Raw genomic sequence first — 18,198 nt, 5'->3', positions numbered from 1 at the left:
ATCACGCCGGTCAGGCGGCGGATTTCCGCGTCCTTCTGGTCAAGAGCGCGGGCGCTTTCGGCCAGGCGGGCTTCGCGCAGGTTGATCTGGCCGTCGCGGTCCGCCACCTCGCGCTCACGCGCCGCCAGCTGGCTTGAAAAGTCGCGTGTCACCTCGGCGCGGATGGCGGCGGCATCCACTTGCGGGCCGGCGGGTCGCGGCTGGCGCAGCGTCGCGATTTCCTGATCCTTGGCCGCCATAACGGTGGAGAGGCGGCGGATTTCGGCATCCTTCTCGCCCACCACCCGCACATTGTCCGCCAGCTTGGCTTCCCGATCAGCCACCAGACGCTGGGTGTCGGCCAGCCTGGTTTCCCGTTCGGTCACCAGCCGGCGGGTTTCGGCCAGTTGCAGATCACGGTCCGCCACCTCGCGCTCGCGCACGGCCAGCCTGTCGCTGAAATCCCGGCTCACTTCGGCACGCACGGCCGCCAGATCGACCGTGGCCGCCGCGGCGCCGCCAATGGAAAAGGGCGACCCGCCGCGCCCGATGGTGCGGGTGAACGGCGTCGCCACCGAAGCGCGCCGCACTTCACCGAAATCCACGCTGATCCCGCGCGCCGCCCGGGCGATGGCCGGCGTGGTGGCCATCACCGCGCCGCCCTCCACCAGCCGCAGCGCCGGCGCAAACGGCAGCGTATCATCGCCAATCTCGCCGCGGCCGCGCACGTTGCCGTCTGCCCCCGTGGCCACTCGCGACAGCGCCACCCATTTGTTGGCCGCCAGATCGAACAATTCCACCGCAAGGGTGGCACCGCCGGCGGCATTTCCGGCCGCATCAAGCAAGCGGGCGGACCAGGTGAAGGGCGTCGTCATCCCAGCACCTCGGCGCTGATGGTGGCTTGCGCGGCAAACGGCCCGATGCTGGCGGTGACGACCAGCAGCGCCTTGGCCGGCTCATCGCCGATCAGCAGGCTGGTGACGGCGCGGCCGTTGTTGTCGGTGGTGACAATGCCATCGCTCAGTCGCGTTCCGTCGCGGCGCGGCAGGCTGGCCACGCCGCGGGCCTTCGACAGGGTTTCGCTGGCCTTCAGATCAAGGTTCAGCTCCACCGGCTGGCCCGCCAGCACTTCGCCGGCACTGTTGCTTACCGCCAGTTCGATACGGGCCTTGCCGCCAATATTGGGGCCGGGCGTGATGCGGATGCGCGGGGCGGGCAGGCCATCGCCCGCCGGCACCGCCACCAACCGCCCCGACACGCTGGAACGGATCTCGCGATTGTCGCTGCCGGCGTCGTTGCGAGCGGTGAACAGCCGCAGCACCGGCAAGCCGCGTGCCCCGGCAGCGGCAGCTGGCGGGTTCACCACCTCCACGTCGACATTGATGCTGAAATCCAGATACGGCAGCGCATAGCGGGTGACGGCGCGGCCGCTGTCGTCCACCTGCGGCCCCGACGCCAGCGCGCGTTCGGCTTCGCGCACGCCATCGGCCAGGGCCACCAGCAATTGCCCAATACTGTTGTCAACGAAATCAACCGGGTCAGACACTCACCCCTCCTGCCTTCTGGCTTTCAGCCGATCCAGCGCGCGTTCACGCCGCGCCTCGTCATTGGCCGCGTCGGCCTCTTTCAATTCCCGCATGTCGCGCGCCAGGCCGCGCAGGCGATCGGCCTTGCTGCCGACATCATCGACGGCACCAGCCAGCGTTGAAAGCTTGCGGGCCGCCTCGCGCACATAATGATCGGCCTTGCCCAGCCCAGGGATGCGTTCGCGGGCGCGTTCCTGCCAATTGCCGGGGATGGCGTCGCGCGCCTGGTCCAGCGCGCGTTCCGAATTGTCCAGTGTGCGGCGGGCGCGGGCGGCCATGTCACGCGCGCGCGCCAGCCGGCGGTCGAGCGGATCGCCGCTGTTGCCGCGTGGCCGTTCCGGTTCCGGCGGCGCGGCCCGGCGCGGCGCATCAAGGCTGCGGCCAGGATCGCCCAGGTTGCGCCCGGCGTCTTCAAGACGGCGCCCGGCGGCACCGAGTTGGCGGCCAGCCTCACCCAGCGGCGGGCCATCATCCCGTGCAGCGCGGCGGGCGCGGCGGCTTTCCGGTTGGGCGGGCGGCGCCAGCGCGCGGCCCAGCGCGCGTAGCGGCGGATCGTCATTGGCAGCAGGCGCGGCCGGCGGCCGTTCGAATGCCTCGAACAGCCGGCTGGGCCGGGCATCGCCGGGCAACTCGCCGGGAGTGGCGCGCAGGACATCGGCATTGGTGCCGCGCAGTTGATCAGCGCTGGTCCCGCGCAACGGATCGGCCGCCGTGGCGCGCAGCGGCGGGGCCTGCGGCGCAAAAGCCGCCGCCGGATCGCGCCGGGCGCCGCGGGCGGCATCGCGCGATTGGCTCCATGCGGCCAGTGCGGCGCGGCGGCGATCGAGTGGTTCGACAGCATAGCGCGGATCGGCCGGATTACCGCCGGTGAGCCCCTGCATCTGCTGTTCCAGCGCCTGACGCTCGGCCAGCAATTGCTTGAGGCCGGGCGCCTGTGCGGCCAGTTGCTCCACTGGCGGCACCGCCATATGGCGCGCCGCCTCGGCCGGGCGCAGCGGTGCCGCCGGCTCGGGCCCGCCAGCATCCGCGCGGCGCGCCCGCGCCAGGGCATCCTTCCAGGGCGGTTGGGCCATGGCTCAGGGGCCCGGAGGTGCCGGCGGCGGATTGCGCGCCGCGATCAGCGCCCGCACCCGCTCTTCAAACAGCGCCGGCGGCGGGATCGGCACCAGCTTGGTGCGCATCAGCGACGATCCTTCGGCGCTATACTGATATTTGGCAGCAAAACTGGCCGAAACGCTGCTGGTGCGCACCGCGCCGCCGCCGCCAAACGGCGTCCAGAAACCACCGGCCGCCACCGAACTGGCCTTGGTTTCCCGCTTATACTCGGTCTCGCGGCTGACACTGATCGACATCTTCAGCTCGATCACCGTATCGACGAACTGGTAGAAGGTGGGCGTGAAGCCCAGCTCCATCAGGCTGTATTCCTGCCCGTCGCCAAACTTGACCAGGTAGGATTTGGACTTGACGCCCTCGCCTTCCTTCTTGGTCTCCGCCTCTTCATCATAGCCGGCCATCAGCCGGGCGATGCGCAGGGAAACCAGATCAAGCTGCAGCTGGGCATTGGCGATGCCCACGCCCAGTTTTTCAACCATCTCCGGAAACGGCACCGCCAGCAATTCGGTTCCAACGCTCATCGTCTGTCACTCCATAAGGGATCGAGGATCAGGAACCGATCAGGGCGGGGTTGGCGTCGGGGTGCCCAGCTTCTTGTCGAGTATCTTCTGGCGGCGCGTCGCCTCTTCATCGAGCAGCCGGCGGATGCGTTCTTCCAGGATTGGCGGCGGCGGCAACGGCACCAGCTTGGTGCGCAGCAGCGACGAGCCTTCCGCCGAATAGCTGTATTTCGCCGAGTAGGTGGCATCGACCTGGCTGGTGGTGGCCTGGCTGTTGTTGGTGGCACCGGTGTTGACGCCCACCCGGCCAAAGCCGAACTTCACCCCGGCCGATTTCGTGCTGCTCGAAGCGCTCTGGTTGGCGGTGTTGCGCTGGCTGCGGCCCACTTCGATGGAGCGGGTGATCTTGATGGCGATCTTCACCTCGATGATCGTGTCGACGAACTGGTAGAAGGTCGGGGAAAAGCCCAGTTCCAGCATCGACATGCGGGTGGGCACGCGGATCAGGCCATCATCGGGCTTGGCCTTGTCCTGCGCGTCGACGATCTTCTTCAGCGCATCGGTGGTCTTGCCGCCGGTGTAGGCGTTGTCGGCCTCGATATAGGCCAGCGCGTCCTTGGCGGTCATCATCTCATAGCCGAAGAACACCCGGCTATCGTCGAAGATCATGTTGCCATCGTCATCCTCGATGATCCTCAGGCCGCCCATCATCTCGGCCACGTCAATGCTGTTGGCGTCGAGCTTGAACTGGGCTTCGGCGATGGCAAAGGCCATCTGGCGGATCATGTCCCCCATGGGGACGTTGAGCAGTTCCTGTCCAATTGCCATCGTCATTCTCCTTTCAAATCAGGTTGGGGCCTTCTCGCTCATGGTCTTCAATCGGGCTTCCAGCAGTTCGGGCGGCGGCAGCGAGACAAGGCGCGCGGCGATGCTGCTCATGCCTTCGGCACCCACCGAGAATTTGCGCGCGTAAGACACGTTCACCGAGGCCGCGACCATGACAAAGCCGGCGCCGCCACTCACACTGGCGCCCACCGAAACGCCCAGTTCGGTGGTTTCCTGCATGGAAAAGCTCAGCTTGGCTTCCACCGTTGCCTCGGTGAAACTGTAGAAGGTGGGCGTGAAACCCAGCGCGATCAGGTTGGTGGTCTCACCGCCCAACTCGATCTCGGTTTCGGCCATGGCCTGGGCGACGGCGATGCTGTTGCGATCCAGCGCGGTCTGGGCTTCGGCAATGGCGATGCCCAACCGTTCGATGATCTGCGGCAGCGGGGCCGACAGCAGCTGGTTGGTGACCTTGGGGACCTCGCTCATTGTGGTGCACGCGGCTGCGGGATCTGGCCCAGATACTGTTTCAGCTCATCAAGGAACTCCACCGGCGCCGGCACCGCCACCAGCCGGGCGCTGATGGCGCTGTTGCCGTTCACCGATTGCTCGAACTGGCGGCTCTTGCGGTAATCAACCGTGATGCCCACCGCCGCCGTTACCTTGGGCTTGTCTTTCGACGCGGTCGGACCGGCGGCGATGCCGGCCAGCGGCTTGGTCAGGCTCGCCCCGCCGGCCGCTTCCAGCTTGATGTCGCCCGCCGACAGGGTGACCAGATCGATCACCACCGCATCATCGGCGTTTGCAAGCACCACCATGCCGCCCAGTCGGCTCGCGCGCACCTTGTGAGTGGCGGTGCCGGTGTTGATGTCGCGCGCCAGGTTGAAGGCAAAGGCTTCCGGGCTGCCTTCGGCAAACACGTTGCCGCTGTCGTTCACCGCGTCTTTCTTGATGGCGACACTGGTGGCCGACGCCCCCAGCTTCACTGCGGTACCATCCACCGGCAGGGCGCTGAACTTCTTGGCAAAGATGAAGCCGTTGCCGCTGCCGCCGCCGGTCTTGTCCGGCGTGGGCGCGGCCTGCAGTTGGGTGCCGTCATCCTCCACCACGATGATCAGATCGCTGCTGCCGGCCAGTACCACTTCGGCTCTGCGGAACTGCTGGTTGTTGGTGGTGACGGGCACGAGTTTCCAGCGATCCTCACCACCACTGGTGCGCGACGCGATCTTGCCGGCGGGAACGCCTTTTCTGACCAGATAATCGGCCATGGCGTCGGCACGCTTCTGCCCAAGATCGAGATTATGCTTTTCGGTGTCGCGCTTGTCGGCATAACCGAAAACATTGACCGTGAAGTTGCTGTCCTTGATGGTCTTGGCGGCAAGGTCCAGCTCTTCCTGGGCTTCGCGCTTGATGTCCCATTTGTCGGTATCGAACAGTGCAATGGCGAGCGCGCCCGGCGCATCGGGTGCCGTGCTGCTGCCGCCGGCATCATTGATCAGCCGCGACTTGAAGCCGCCCAGCGCATTGATCGCCGACGTGACGGCGCGAGCATACAGTGTGCGGTTCGCCCCCGGCGGCACCGGCGGCGTGGCCTTGCCATTGGCCAGCGTGAACGTCTCGGCGCTGGTCGGCGTCTGTTCGATGCGGATCACCCCGGCACTGCTTTCGGCCGGCTTGATGAAGGCAACGGCGTTGGGGGTGAGGATCGGATTCTTGGCGCCGCCCGGCTCCAGCGCCGCCGTCACCGGCTTCCGCTCGGTGCTGGTGAAGGCACGCTCGAACGGGCCGGCGGGTGCGCGCAGTGCGGTGGCCAGTTGCTCGGCTGCCGCCTCCACATCCGTGCCGGCGCTGTCGGTCTTCTTGCCGTCCACCGTCACGCTGGCCGGCACGCTCTTCACCGTCACCTGCGCTTCGCGGGCACTGGCGGCGGCAACGGGCCCGCCCTGTTCAAAGCCCAGATCCAGCTTGGCACCGATGCCAAAGGCGCTCTGTTCGGCGATCTTCATGACGATCTGCATCGAAACCGAAAGATCGGCGTGCTGATAATGATAGAAGGGCGGTGACAGGCCCAGTTGCAGCAGGCTCTTGCCGCCCAGCCCGGGGCGCGGCTCGGCATATTCGCCCACTTGGCGCAGGCTGTTGATGTCGAGCTGCATCTGGGCTTCGGCAATGGCGATGCCCATGGCCTTGATGTAATCGGTGACCGCGCTGTCAGCCAATATCTGGCCGGGACGCAGCAGTTCGATCGGGTTCTCGTCAGCCATGGAGTGTCTCCGTCATCGGGGCGATAGCGTTGGAGGGGCGTTCAAGGGCGCGGGCGGCATCCACGGTATCGGGGCGGACCACCCAGTAACCATGCTTGCGCTGGGCTTCGGCCAGCCGCGCGGGGTTGATGGCGAGGCCACGCGCCGTCCAGTCGAGCAGGGCGCGCGCCAGCGGCAGGTTGACATCCAGTTCCAGCGCGGCCGCCAGCACGGTGCGCGCGCCCGGCACATCGCCAGCCCGGGCCAGGTTCACGCCCTGCCGTTCCAACAGATGGGCGCGATCGCGTTTCTGGAACGGCGTGGGATCGGGATTGGCGGCATTGTCGGCCGCTGCGCCAGCCAGTTCGGCAACGCGGACATGGTCACCCAGATGCTCCAGGCTTTCCAGCACGCAGTGCAGATAATGGCGGGCAAACAACTGCGGCGCACGTGCGCCATGGGCCAGTTGCAGCGCCTCGCGATATTTCGCCAGCGCCTCCTGGTGGCGGCCCTTCAGCGCCAGCAGCTTACCGGCTTCGGCGACGCCCATGTGCAGGCGGTGCACGCCATCAACGTTCATGCTGCCACCTCCCACACTTCGGCGCCAGCCGCTTCCAGGCGATGCCGCAGCAGCCGGGCCCGCGGGCGCGGCATCGGCGGGGTGGCCAGCGGTGCCTTGCCCGACAGGCCGGCCGCGGCCAGCGCGTCCGGGCTGGCGTTGAGGATTTCCAGCACAACGGGAACAAAGCTTTCCAGTTCGGCCGTCACCGTCAGTCCGGCCTCGGCATAGCGGGCCAGCCGCTCCTCCAGCCCGGCCAGCGGCAGATCGGTTTCCACCAGCACCGGCAACGCCGCAAGCAATTCGGGGATATCGGCCGCCGGCACACCCACCATGGTTTCCAGCGCGACCAACGCTGCCGGCGGCGCGGCGTGCAGCATGATACCGAAACGCAGCAATTGTTCGGGCACCAGCCGCACCTTTTCCGGGGCGCGCAGCCGCCGCCACAAGGCATCGGCCTCGCTGCGCGTCAGGCCCAGCAACAGGGCGCTGCCATCATCACCCAGAACGGCGCCCGGCGGCAGATGCCCGCGCAGCGCGCCGGCCTGCAGGCGGGTCAACCCGGCAGCAAACAACGCATAGCGCGCGGCATCGGGCTCCACCTCCACCAACCGCACGGCCCCCGGCGGCAACAGCGCGGCAAGCGCGGCCACGGTGGGCGCGGTCACATTGCCCAACACGATGCCCGGCGGGTTGAGCAGCAGATCAAGCGCCGCTGCCGGATCCAGGCCGAGAAACCGGCCGAGCATGATGGCCACATCATCGGCGGCGTCAGGATCGCAAAGTTCGGCCGCCACATCGCGAAGGGCACCCCGCACCGGCAGCGATCCGGCCGCGACAATGGCCAGATCCAGCTCCAGCGGCGCCAGCATCGCCACCAGCCGCTCAGCCTCGCGGCGCGGCACGCCCGGCAACAGCCGGCCCGGCGCGCGGTAAATGGCGTCGACTATGGCCTCGATCGGCAAGCCCAGGGCATCGGCAAGCACCGACGCCGCCCGCGGACTGGCACGGCCTGGGCCGATCACAAGCAAATCACAACGATCCGCAGATGCGGTCTCGACCGAAGAAGAAGATTGATCGAAATCAACAAACAGATCGGGTTTGGCGCCAGCCTCATCGGCCGCGCCAAGATAAAGACCATCCATAGCCACCCCCACTAGGCGCTTGTCAGTCCCGACCCTGTTCTTGACAGCGTCGAGTGTATTGAGTCGTTTTCAGACGTCAATCGTAATTTATTGGATGATTGCCGGAAAAATCAGCGAATCTATATGATGAATCCGACAATAGAATTGACCTGTCGGATGCCAATTACCGGCGCAGCGGCGCCAGTTGTCTGCTCACAACCAGAAGCGCACGCCCGTCCTGATCGACCAGCCACCGGGGTTTTCGCCCGCTGCCTGCGCCAGCCGCGCCGACTCTCCCAGCCGCCGTTCGAACATCACCGCCACATAGGGCGCCACGCGGCGGGTCATTTCGTAACGGGTCAGCACGCCGGCCTCGATGATCGCCGGGCCAGGCGCGATCAGGCGTTCCGGCACGCGGGTGGCGTAGATATCGGTTTCAAACAGCGGCTGGATGACGAACCGATTGGTCATGCGAATATCGAACGACTGGCGCAGGCGCAGCAGCACGTCGCCCTTGAAGCCGAAGAAGGCATGCGCCTCGGTCTCGAAAAACAGCGGCGCCAATCCCTGCACGCCGACCACGGCATAGCTGCGGGCATCGGGCTGGATATCGTGGCGCAGGCCCACCTGCGCATCGAAGAACATCGCGATGTTGCGGCTGTAGAGCGCCTGAAACTCGCTCTGCTCCAAACGAGGCCCCTTGGTTTCGCCTTCGGTGCGCCACCAGAACTTGCTTATATCGCTGCCGATCCAGCCTTGCGCCTCCCAATTGGCGACCCATTGGCCGTCAAAACGGGTGATGTCGGCCTCTTCCACCAGCGTGAAATTGTTGATGCCGCCATCGTGGCCGTGCACCGGATCGGGCGCCTTCTGCGCGGCAGCTGGCGCGGCGAGCAGCGCCGCAAGGAGAAACGCGCGCATCAATGGTGGTGCACCGCAGCCGGGACGGGCTTGCCATCAGGCGAGGCCACGTTGGCCACCACCAGCTTCTGCATCATCCCTGAGTTCATGTGATAGAGCAGGTGGCAGTGCAGCGGCCATTCGCCGGCTTCGTTCGCCGTCAGGATGATCGACTGGGTGCGGCCCGGCGCCACCACGATCACGTTCTTTTCCGGCATCAGCCCCGGCGCCTGGCCATTTTCCACTTCGAAGAACATGCCGTGCAGGTGCATCGGGTGGGCCATCATCGTCTCGTTGATGAAGGTCACGCGCACGCGCTCGCCATATTTCACGTCGATGGGCGGGCCTTCGCCGAACTTCTTGCCGTTCAGCGTCCAGATGTACCGTTCCATATTGCCCTGCAGGCGCACGATGATTTCGCGGGTGGGGGCGGCGGCATCGGCCTTGGGCTGCAGGGCGACCAGATCGCGCATGGACAGCACGCGGGCGCCATAAGGTGCGCCGGTGGCCCAGCCAAAGACGCGGCCCGAACCATCGGTATCGCCTTCCTTGCCCAACACCGGCATGGCCATCATGCCCTTCATCTTGCTGTGATCCATGCCGGCCATCGGGTCCTTGCCATAGCCATAATCGACCACCGGGAAGGGCGTGCCGCCGTCGGGCTTTTCGACGAGCGCCACGGCAGTACCGGCACGCGGGCCGGCTGCTCTTGGCGTGCAATGGCCCATCGCGGCATGTTCGGGCGGGCAATCAGGGTCGGTCGCCGCCGCCACAATCGGGGCCTTCGGGGTGCAATGGCCCATCGCCGCGTGTTCCGCCGGACAATCCGGGTCAGCCGGCGCAGCAGCCGGTGCCTTCGGTGTGCAATGGCCCATGGCGGCGTGTTCAGCCGGGCAATTCGGATCCACCGCTGCCGGCGTCACGCCAGCCAACTGGCAATGGCCCATGGCGGCATGTTCGGCCGTGCAGGCCTCGCCCGGCGCTGGCATGGAATGGCCCATCTCGGCCAGCATCAGCACCTGTTTCGGGCGCGGCGGCGGCGCGGACACCCTCAGCGCCGGGTCACTGGTCAACCGGCCGAGCACGCTGGCGCGGCGATCCAGCGTTTCCACCCACACGGCATGGGCGCCTGCCGGCGGCTCGACGATCACGTCATAGGTTTCGGCCACCCCCATGCGAAATTCATCCACCGTCACCGGTTGCACCGGGCGGCCATCGGCGGCGACGATGGTCATCGGCACACCAGGGATGCGGATGTCCATGAAGCTCATGGCGCTGCCGTTGATGAAGCGCAGCCGCACGCGCTGGCCGGGCTGGAAGGCCAGGGTTGGCCCCGCCGCTGTCGGCCGGCCGTGCATCAACAGCGCATAGCCGGTTACGTCCGCGATGTCGGTCGCGTCCATGCGCATGTCGCCCCAGGCCGCGCGTTCGGCCATCGTCGCCTTCATCCCGAATTTCTTCGCGTCGCGCATGAGCTCGGGCAGGGTCCGCTTGTTCCAGTTGTAATAGCCGGAATCGCTTTTCAGGTTGCGCAGCACGCGGGCGGGATCCTCGCGCGTGTGGTCTGACAACAGGATGACATGCTCCGCGTCGGCCTTGATCGGATCTTCGCCGGCCGGCGCAATGATCAGCGCGCCATATTGGCCGGCCTGTTCCTGGCCTTCCGAATGGGCATGATACCAATAGGTGCCGCTCTGTCGCACGCGGATGCGATAAGTGTAGGTCTCGCCCGGCGCGATGCCGTTGAAGCCGTTGAACCCCGGCGCGCCATCATAGGCGCCGTCGATGAGCAGCCCGTGCCAGTGGATGGAGGTGCTGGCCTTCAGCCTGTTGGTGACGCGAACGATGGCTTCCTCGCCTTCCTTGAAGCGCAAGGTGGGGCCGGGCACGCTGCCGTTGATGGCAATCACGCTGTCGCTGCGGCCGGGCACCACCTGCATGGCGGTGCGTTCCACCACCAGATCATAGGTGGCAGCCTGCGCCAGGGTGGGCAGCATCAGGCCAAGGGCGAGAAGCAGAATTCGCAACATCATCAGGCTCCGTGCGCCGCCAGCATCCAGAATGCCATGGCGATCATTGTCACATTCTCCAGCAGCGACACGAAACCCAACGGCACATTGCTGCCACCACCCACGCAGGCGCAGGTGAGCGTGCGGCGCTCGATATACACCGCCTTGATTACTGACATCGCACCAACGCCGCCGATGAACAGCGCGATGCCCGACGACAGCCACACCAGCTGGCCGGACAGCATCAACACGCCGGCCGCAGCCTCCGCCCAGGCGTAAACATAGGCATAGGGCAGCCACGCCCGCGCCAGCAGATCATAGCCGATGAAGCCGGTGACGAACCCTTCGATATCCTTCAGCTTCAGGAAGGCAAGCAGACACATTGCCATGCCCACGAACCATTCGGCGGCATGCAGCGTGAACGGCGAGCCCATCGTCGCCATGCTCAGCGCCAGCGCCATGGCAGCGGCCATGCCGAACAGGGCGATCACCGGGCGATAACTGATCGCCTTGGGATCATGCAGCTTCAGCCCCAGCCATTGGCGCAGATCATCATGCCCGCCGATGCGCTGACCGGCGATCCACACTTGCGGCGTGGTCTTCACGTTGTTGGCGGCCTTGAACGCCTCCACCTCTTCGCGGCTGGTCAGCAATTGGTCCTCGAAGGCATAGCCGTGGCTGCGCAGCAAATGGCGGGCGCGCAGGCCCCACGGGCAAACATGATCGGGCAAAGCCATGCGTACCAGCCGGGCCGTGCGGGGAAGCTGTGCGTCCATCGGAATCATCCTTTGCGAATCAGCGATGGGACCGTCATAGCTTCCGTACTGCGATACGGAGTCAAGCCATGACCAGCCTCACCATCGCCCGCCTTGCCGCCAGTGCCGGCGTCGGTGTCGAAACCGTGCGCTTTTACCAACGCAAGGGCTTGCTGCCGGTTCCGGCCAGCAGCGGCGCGGTGCGCCATTATGACGAAGCCGACGTGCAGCGCCTGCGCTTCATTCGCGCCGCCCAGCGCGCCGGTTTCAGCCTGAAGGAAATATCCGAACTGCTGGCGCTCGATGCCAGCGACGATCGTGCCCGCGTGCAGGCGCTCACCCGCACGCGGCTGGCCGCGCTCGATGCCGAAATGGCCGAACTCGCCGCCGCCCGCGCCATGCTGTCGGGCCTGCTTGCCGAATGCACCAGCGGCAAGGCCGGCCCCTGCCCGATCATCGCCACCTTCACGGGCAACGCCTGCCATTGATGGCACTGGCTCGACACGGCCCGGTGTGTCGCCCAATGTGCCGGGCATGAAAGCCCTTGCTCATAATCCCCCCTTGGCCTGGCTGACCGTCGTACTGGCCGGGGCCGTGCTGCCCGCCCTGGCCATGCTGTTGCTGCGCGACGCACCGGCGCCGGCCCCGCTGGCGCTGATTGGCGGCCCCATATTGGCCGTCGGCCTGATGGGAATCGGCATGATCGCCGCGGCCACCGTTGGCCGCTTCTGGATCGGCGTCCTGCTGGCGCTGCTTGCCGGGGTCGGCCTGATCCAGTTGGCGCGCGTGTTCGGCATGCCGGCCTTGCCGCACCCGTTTTCCACCGGGCTGGCGGTGATCGTCGCCAGCTTCAGCTTTGCGGCGCGTGGGCTCCTGTTTGCCCGCGCCATGGCCGGCAACGGCTGGTTGATGGCGCTGTTCGTGGTCTCCGGCGAAGCGGCGATGCTGGCCACCGCCGCCTATCTGCCGGCCTGGCTGCTCACCCTGCTGCCCGCCCAATGGGCCAGCACGGCGATTCAAACGGCGCTCACCGGCACTGGCACGCGGGCAGCAAGTTCGGCACTGATCGCGCTGGGCGGCACCGCGGCAGCGACGTTGCTGGTGGCGCGCTTGTGGCCGCGGCGCTGGCCCTATGCGATTATGTTCAGCGTCTGGATCGGCCTGTCGGCGCTGGTCTGGCGCCACCCAGGCCCACCGCCGCCGCGCGCCGATCTGGCCGTTCATACGCTGCCGTCATTGATGGCACGGCCAAGCAATGTGGCGCCCCAGTCCGTCACCGCGCCTGACGCGGCCACCACCAGCGCGCTGGCGCGTGTTCAGCGTCAGATCGAAAAATGGCCAGCCGCCGCCGAAGCAGACCCGATGCAACGCGCGCGCAACCTGCTGCTGATTGCCGCTGTGCCTGATCTGTACGACAGCGAACCGCTGCAATCGCATCTGCCCGGCCTTGTTGCGGCAGAACTGAAAGTCCGCATACCCGCCGCCAACCGCGCCGCCATCCTCATTGCGATCGCACTGCATCCGGAACAAGGCAGCGTGTCGGCGCGCGAAGAGCTGCCAGCGCTGGGACTGCCCGCCAACTTGGGCGACGAAGCCCCCGTGCGCAGCCGCATGGCACTTTATGCCGCGCAAATGGCCGCCCAATAGGCGGGAAACCTTATCCTGCAGCGCGCAAAACGACCGTCAATCCCGCAGGCAGCGGATCAGGTACCGCATCCAGCCGCGCGGCATCACGGCGGGCGCGATCGACGATTGCGGGCGGCACATCGCCCTGGGTCACCAGCGCATCGCAGCGGGCCAGCGCGTTCATCTGGTTGAGCGTCAGCTCGCCGGGATCGCGGCTGACGGCCACAATCTCCAGCAGTTCGGGCGCGGCGGCAGATGTGCCGTTCACGACAGCGGACACAGCCGCTTCGGGCTGCGCCAACGCGGCAAACGGATCGAGCCTTCCGCCTTCTGCCAGCGCGCGTTCCCATAGACGACGGCGATCGGTGGGGGTGGGGTGGCGGGCGGCGACGGCGTCGCGGGCGGCGAGGATGGCGCGGGCGAGCGGGCCGAGGCTGGCGGGCAGCAGCGCTTCGAGGCGGGTGCGCAAAGCGCGGGCGAGGCTGGCGGAGGCGCCGCCGGTGGAAATGGCAACGACAACGGGCGAGCGATCGATGATCGCACCCATCAGGAAATCGGACATCGCGGGCTTGTCCACCACGTTCACCAGCAGGCCCCGCGCGCGCAGGCGGGTGGCGGCGGCCTGGGCTTCAGCGTCATCCTCGATGGCGACGAAGGCCAGCACGGCATCGGCTGAGTCTTCGCCCGCCAGTTCGCCGCCGGCGGCGTGGACGAGGCGAGCCTTGGCTTCGGCGGGTTCGCCTTCACCGACCAGGATGACGGCGCGGCCGGCGAGGTTCACGAAGATCGGCAGTTGCTGCATGGCGCGGCTGTGCCCTGCGGTTCAGGCCGGTGCAAGTGCGTGCGGATCAGCAACACGGGTCAGACGCGCCAGCAGGGCAAGGCCACCGGGGATGGCGGAGAGCCCGGCCATGGCGGCCAAACGCCCCAGCGGGTGACGCGCGACCGCGAGCGCCGCCATCGCAAGGCGCACCGGGTGGCGGGTGCGGGTGAGCAGCGTGCGCTGGTAATCGGCCGCGTTGGCCCCTTGCGCCAGCATGGTGGCAGCCAGCCGCCCAGATTCGAGCGCTATGGCCATGCCGTCGCCGCAGAAACTGGGGATCACGGCTGCCTGATCTCCCAGGCGCCACAGGCCGTCTGTCGTTGGCCCAGCCAGATGCCCGTAGGGCACGCGGGAGATGGCGAGCGGGCGCGGCAGCAAGGGTTCGGCATCGGCCAGCGCAGCAAGGGCTGGCTCCCTGGTCAACCGCGCCAGCAGGGCGGGCCAGTTGCCCAGTTCGCGGTAATGCGCGCCATCGACCAGCAGGCACAGGTTGAGCCGCCCGCCCTCCACCGGTTGCAGCCCGGCATAGCCGCCATCGAAGAAGGTGACAGCCACGGTACCGACTAGCCGGCGCGACAGGGCCGCATCACGGAAATACATCTTGAAGCCGATCTCGTCCGGCCCATCGGGGCGCGGCAGGCCCCGCACATCATGCTTGCCGGTGGCGAGCAGCAGGGCCGGCGCGGCGATGTCCCCCGTCGTCGTCTGCGCCACGCCGTCTGCCAGGCCGCGCACGCTCACCCCGCGCTGCACGTCCACACCGGCAGCGGCAGCACGTTCGAGCATGGCTTCGTCCAGCACGCGGCGGGACAGGCTGAGCGCCGGGAAGGGCAAAGCAGCGGCAGCCTGGCGGTGGCCGGCGTTGATCTCGACACGGGTGATGGGCACCGCGCCCAAGCGGCCCGCGTCCACGCCCAGCCCGGCCAGCGCGGCCACGGCTTCACCGCTCAGGAACTCGCCGCAGATCTTTTCATGCGAGCCGGCTTCGCGCTCCAGCAGCAGCGGCGCATGGCCCGATCTGGCCAGATCGATGCCAGCGGCCGCGCCGGCCAGGCCGCCGCCAATGATCAGCGGGGACGTCATCTGGGGCATGATTCCACCGTCCAGCGGAAGGGGAAGTGCCAGCGCAGTTCGGCTTGCACGCCGGCTGCCGCCATCAGCCGTTCCCAATCGGCGCGGGTGAAGGCGCGGCGCACGGACAGCGCGCCATCATGCGCCACGATCGGATGCCAGCGCAGCAGCAATGCCAGCAGCCGAAAGCCGGCCCAGGCCAGCCAATGCCGGTGCAGATCGTTGATCAGCCAGCCGACGCGGGCCGTGCGCTCCATCCACTGGATGAACGCCACCAGTTCGTCATCGCGCATGTGGTGGGCCACCAGCGACGAGATGATGAAATCCGGCTGCCAGCCCAGCGCCTCGGCACGGCCGCTATGGTAGGTGATGCCCAATGCCGGATCGGTGGCCGCGGCAGCGACCGGCGCGGAACGCGGGTTGAGATCGATGCCGGTAAGGTCGGCGTGCAGCCCGCGCCCCTGTAGCCAGCGGGCAATGGCGCGCAGCATGTCGCCGTGGCCGAAACCGACATCGAGCAAGGTGAAACCGACTCGACTGGGCAATTGCCGGCGCAGCCAGGCGATGGTGGGCCAGCGCGCCAGCGTTATCGTGTTGACGCGGGCCAGATCGGCGATGACGGCGGCATAGGTGGCGGGATCAAGCCCGTCGGCATCCATCACCTCCGGCAGATCGACCCGACGGGAGAAATCCAGCCGCGCGCGGGGCCAATCAACAGGGACAGAACTTCCGTTCACACACCCACCGTTTCGAAGCGGAAGCTTTCTGCCGCGAGGCCCGGACCGAACGCCACAGCAAAGCCCGGCACGCCCCTGGGCACGCTGGTGCCAATGCCGGCCATGATCCGTTGCAGCACAAACATGATGGTGGCGCTGCTCATGTTGCCGCATTCGCGCAGCACCTCGCGCGACCAGTTGAGCGCGCCCTGCCCGATGCCCAGCCCGGTTTCCACCGCATCCAGGATGGCGCGGCCGCCGCCGTGCACGGCCCACACGCCATATTCATCCGGGCTACGGCCGTGCAGCAGATCCACGCCCGCAGGACCGGCCAGCGCCTGTTGCAGGATCGCCGGCACGCGGCCCGAAAGCACCATGTCAAACCCCTGATCGCCGACACCCCAGGTGATGGCATCGGCAGAATCGGCGATGGTGGCGGCGCGGAAATCGGTGAGCGCGATGCCGTGCGCATCGGCCGTCACCAGCGCCGCCGCACAGCCATCGCCGAACAACAGCATGGCCAGCAGCGATTCCAGCTCGCCCGTTTCCTGGAAATGCAGGCTGCACAGTTCCAGATTGACCACCAGCACCCGCGCCGATGGATCGGAACGGACGAAATGATGGGCGAGCCTGAGCGAATTGACCGCCGCATAACAGCCCATGAAGCCCACGTGCGTACGCTCGACGCCGGGATTGAGGCCCAGGCGCTGCACCAATATCTGATCGATGCCCGGCGCCGTCATGCCGGTGCAGCTGGCAACCACCAGATGGGTGATGCCCTGCAGTTCCACAGCAGACAGCCCCAACCCGGCGATGGCCTGTTCGGCGAGGCCGGGCGCGGTGGCGGCGAAACGCGCCATGCGCTTGGCGGTGGAGGGGAAGGCGCCGGGGCGGTAGAAGCCTTCGGCATCGGCGGTGAAACCGTCCGGGTCTTTCACCGGCGTAAAGAAGCTCCAGCGGTGATCGATGGCGCTGCGGCCAACCAGGCGCTTGAAGATCAACTGGTCGCGCCGATCCTTGATCAGGCCGCCAACGAAATCCACGAACGCCTCGTGCACGTCATTGGGCGGCAGCGCCGTGCCGATGCGGTTGATATGCGCGATTGCGGGGGCAGGCATCGCGGAAATTCCTTTTGGGTTGAAGGGCAACAGTGCGCCGGTTGTGCAGGGCTTGCAACAGCACGCACTGCGGCCGATGGATGCGCCATGAACACATCAGGTATCAGTGCGGTTCCCGGCATCACTGTTGGCCACGCCCATTGCGATGTGGCGCGCACCGGCGTCACCCTGATCATTCCGCACGAACCCGCCGTGATGGCGGTGGACGTGCGCGGCGGTGGGCCGGGCACGCGCGAGACCGATGCGCTCAATCCCATCAACCTGGTTGAACGCGCCCACGGGCTGGCGTTGGCCGGCGGTTCGGTGTTCGGGCTGGCGGCCGGCGATGAACTGGCGCTGCTGCTCTCTGCCAATGGGCGCGGACTGCCGATGGGCGATGGCCTGCCGCCAGTACCGGTGGTGCCGGCCGCGATCCTGTTCGATATCACCAATGGCGGCGACAAGGCGTGGGGCATGGACCCGCCCTATCGCCGGCTGACACGCGACGCCTTTGCGGTGGCCGGGCAGCCCGGCAGCGACGGCCACGGGCCCATCGGTGCCGGGTTCGGCGCGCGGGCGGGCAGCCGGGCGGGCGGTATCGGCAGCGTCTCGCGCGTGCTGGATGATGGCAACATCGTTGGCGCGCTGATCGCCGCCAACAGTTTCGGCGAGATTTATGCCGATGCGCCGCCCGGCGACGGCCCGGTGGAGATGCCCAAACTGGCCAAACATCGCCGCTTCGGGCGGGACAACACGATCATCGGCGCGGTCGCCACCAATGCGCCGCTCACCCGCGCGCAGGCCTTGCGGGTGGCGATGATGGCGCAGGGCGGGCTGACACGGGCGGTGCGACCGATCCACACGCCGTTCGATGGCGATTGCCTCTTCGCCATTTCCACCGCGGCCCCCGGCCTGACACCCGTGGACGATGTGCAGCTGATCGAAATCGGCACGGTTGCCGCCGATCTGGTCGCCGCTGCCGTGCGCCAGGCTGTTGGGCTTCACTGAGCCTGCAAGGCCGTGATGCGGCCCGCCAGGGCGTCGAGACGCGGCGCCAGCGTGGCCGCCGCAGCCGGCGCGTCACGCAAGGCTTCAGCCAGCGCTGCGCGGCGGTACTCGGCACCAGCCAGCGGCGACAGCGCTGCACCCAGGGCTGATTCGGCCGCTTCCAATTGCAGGGCCACCGCCGTATCAACAGCGCTGCCGGCTGCGGCAGTGCGCGCGGTATCACTGGCGGCGCGGGCCGGCGCAGCGGCGGCCTCCACCTGCGCC

At 67.4% G+C, this 18,198-nt stretch carries 20 protein-coding genes; 3 read left to right on the top strand and 17 right to left on the bottom strand.

The window, feature by feature from the left end; all coding sequences use genetic code 11:
• The 12 genes from RT662_RS14705 to RT662_RS14650 all read right to left on the bottom strand — a co-directional run.
• Positions 1–854: hypothetical protein (locus tag RT662_RS14705; RefSeq protein WP_313671436.1), on the bottom strand; the 854-nt coding region annotated here is incomplete at its 3' end.
• Positions 851–1,525 (bottom strand): hypothetical protein, encoded by a 675-nt coding sequence (locus RT662_RS14700; RefSeq protein ID WP_313671435.1) that lies wholly within the window; start codon positions 1,523–1,525, stop codon positions 851–853. The genes RT662_RS14705 and RT662_RS14700, both read right to left, overlap by 4 nt.
• Complete coding sequence (locus RT662_RS14695) at positions 1,526–2,638, bottom strand: hypothetical protein (protein WP_313671434.1); 1,113 nt, start codon at positions 2,636–2,638, stop codon at positions 1,526–1,528.
• A 3-nt stretch (positions 2,639–2,641) separates the two neighbouring features.
• A complete protein-coding gene (locus RT662_RS14690; RefSeq protein ID WP_313671433.1) occupies positions 2,642–3,199 on the bottom strand; it encodes a hypothetical protein in 558 nt (185 codons plus the stop codon).
• A gap of 39 nt (positions 3,200–3,238) precedes the next feature.
• Positions 3,239–4,006: a hypothetical protein gene (locus RT662_RS14685; protein WP_313671432.1), complete on the bottom strand. Its 768-nt coding sequence runs from the start codon at positions 4,004–4,006 to the stop codon at positions 3,239–3,241.
• A gap of 18 nt (positions 4,007–4,024) precedes the next feature.
• Complete coding sequence (locus tag RT662_RS14680; RefSeq protein WP_313671431.1) at positions 4,025–4,492, bottom strand: hypothetical protein; 468 nt, start codon at positions 4,490–4,492, stop codon at positions 4,025–4,027.
• Positions 4,489–6,267 (bottom strand): OmpA family protein, encoded by a 1,779-nt coding sequence (locus tag RT662_RS14675; protein ID WP_313671430.1) that lies wholly within the window; start codon positions 6,265–6,267, stop codon positions 4,489–4,491. The genes RT662_RS14680 and RT662_RS14675 overlap by 4 nt, the downstream gene beginning before the upstream one ends.
• Complete coding sequence (locus RT662_RS14670; protein WP_313671429.1) at positions 6,260–6,826, bottom strand: hypothetical protein; 567 nt, start codon at positions 6,824–6,826, stop codon at positions 6,260–6,262. Before RT662_RS14670 ends, RT662_RS14675 begins: the two co-directional genes overlap by 8 nt.
• Positions 6,823–7,950: a hypothetical protein gene (locus RT662_RS14665; protein WP_313671428.1), complete on the bottom strand. Its 1,128-nt coding sequence runs from the start codon at positions 7,948–7,950 to the stop codon at positions 6,823–6,825. The genes RT662_RS14670 and RT662_RS14665 overlap by 4 nt, the downstream gene beginning before the upstream one ends.
• A 192-nt stretch (positions 7,951–8,142) precedes the next feature.
• Positions 8,143–8,850 (bottom strand): copper resistance protein B, encoded by a 708-nt coding sequence (locus RT662_RS14660; protein ID WP_313671427.1) that lies wholly within the window; start codon positions 8,848–8,850, stop codon positions 8,143–8,145.
• Positions 8,850–10,862, bottom strand: a complete 2,013-nt coding sequence (locus tag RT662_RS14655; protein ID WP_313671426.1) for a multicopper oxidase domain-containing protein — start codon at positions 10,860–10,862, stop codon at positions 8,850–8,852. The genes RT662_RS14660 and RT662_RS14655 overlap by 1 nt, the downstream gene beginning before the upstream one ends.
• Entirely contained in the window at positions 10,862–11,614 is a 753-nt protein-coding gene (locus tag RT662_RS14650; protein WP_313671425.1) for a MauE/DoxX family redox-associated membrane protein, read from the bottom strand. The genes RT662_RS14655 and RT662_RS14650 overlap by 1 nt, the downstream gene beginning before the upstream one ends.
• Before the next feature lie 68 nt (positions 11,615–11,682).
• On the opposite strand from RT662_RS14650, the gene RT662_RS14645 reads away from it, so the two are divergent.
• Positions 11,683–12,081: a MerR family transcriptional regulator gene (locus tag RT662_RS14645; protein ID WP_313671424.1), complete on the top strand. Its 399-nt coding sequence runs from the start codon at positions 11,683–11,685 to the stop codon at positions 12,079–12,081.
• A 46-nt stretch (positions 12,082–12,127) separates the two neighbouring features.
• Positions 12,128–13,240 carry a hypothetical protein gene (locus RT662_RS14640; RefSeq protein ID WP_313671423.1) on the top strand — a complete coding sequence of 371 codons (1,113 nt, stop codon included), beginning with the start codon at positions 12,128–12,130 and terminating at the stop codon, positions 13,238–13,240.
• 10 nt (positions 13,241–13,250) lie between these two features.
• Here RT662_RS14640 and RT662_RS14635 read toward each other — a convergent pair whose 3' ends face one another.
• The 4 genes from RT662_RS14635 to RT662_RS14620 are packed head-to-tail and all read right to left on the bottom strand — an operon-like array spanning position 13,251 to position 16,947.
• On the bottom strand, positions 13,251–14,021 hold the full coding sequence (locus RT662_RS14635) for an NAD(P)-dependent oxidoreductase (protein ID WP_313671422.1): 771 nt from the start codon (positions 14,019–14,021) through the stop codon (positions 13,251–13,253).
• Positions 14,022–14,042: 21 nt separating this feature from the next.
• Positions 14,043–15,125 carry an FAD-dependent monooxygenase gene (locus RT662_RS14630; protein ID WP_313671421.1) on the bottom strand — a complete coding sequence of 361 codons (1,083 nt, stop codon included), beginning with the start codon at positions 15,123–15,125 and terminating at the stop codon, positions 14,043–14,045.
• Positions 15,122–15,850, bottom strand: coding sequence for a methyltransferase domain-containing protein (locus RT662_RS14625; protein WP_313671420.1), 729 nt, complete (start codon positions 15,848–15,850; stop codon positions 15,122–15,124). The genes RT662_RS14630 and RT662_RS14625 overlap by 4 nt, the downstream gene beginning before the upstream one ends.
• Entirely contained in the window at positions 15,847–16,947 is a 1,101-nt protein-coding gene (locus RT662_RS14620) for a type III polyketide synthase (RefSeq protein WP_313671419.1), read from the bottom strand. Before RT662_RS14620 ends, RT662_RS14625 begins: the two co-directional genes overlap by 4 nt.
• Positions 16,948–17,034: 87 nt before the next feature.
• Between RT662_RS14620 and RT662_RS14615 the strand changes: the two genes are divergently transcribed.
• Positions 17,035–17,934, top strand: coding sequence for a P1 family peptidase (locus tag RT662_RS14615; protein ID WP_313671418.1), 900 nt, complete (start codon positions 17,035–17,037; stop codon positions 17,932–17,934).
• On the opposite strand, the gene RT662_RS14610 is transcribed toward RT662_RS14615, so the two are convergent.
• A partial coding sequence (locus tag RT662_RS14610; RefSeq protein ID WP_313671417.1) for a hypothetical protein occupies positions 17,928–18,198 on the bottom strand: 271 nt, incomplete at its 5' end. The genes RT662_RS14615 and RT662_RS14610 overlap by 7 nt on opposite strands.

Source organism: Sandarakinorhabdus sp., from assembly GCF_032115815.1.
In the GTDB taxonomy this organism is placed as follows: Bacteria; Pseudomonadota; Alphaproteobacteria; order Sphingomonadales; family Sphingomonadaceae; genus Sandarakinorhabdus.
Note: the sequence above shows the minus strand (reverse complement) of the source record. Positions and strands in the feature narration are given on the sequence as shown.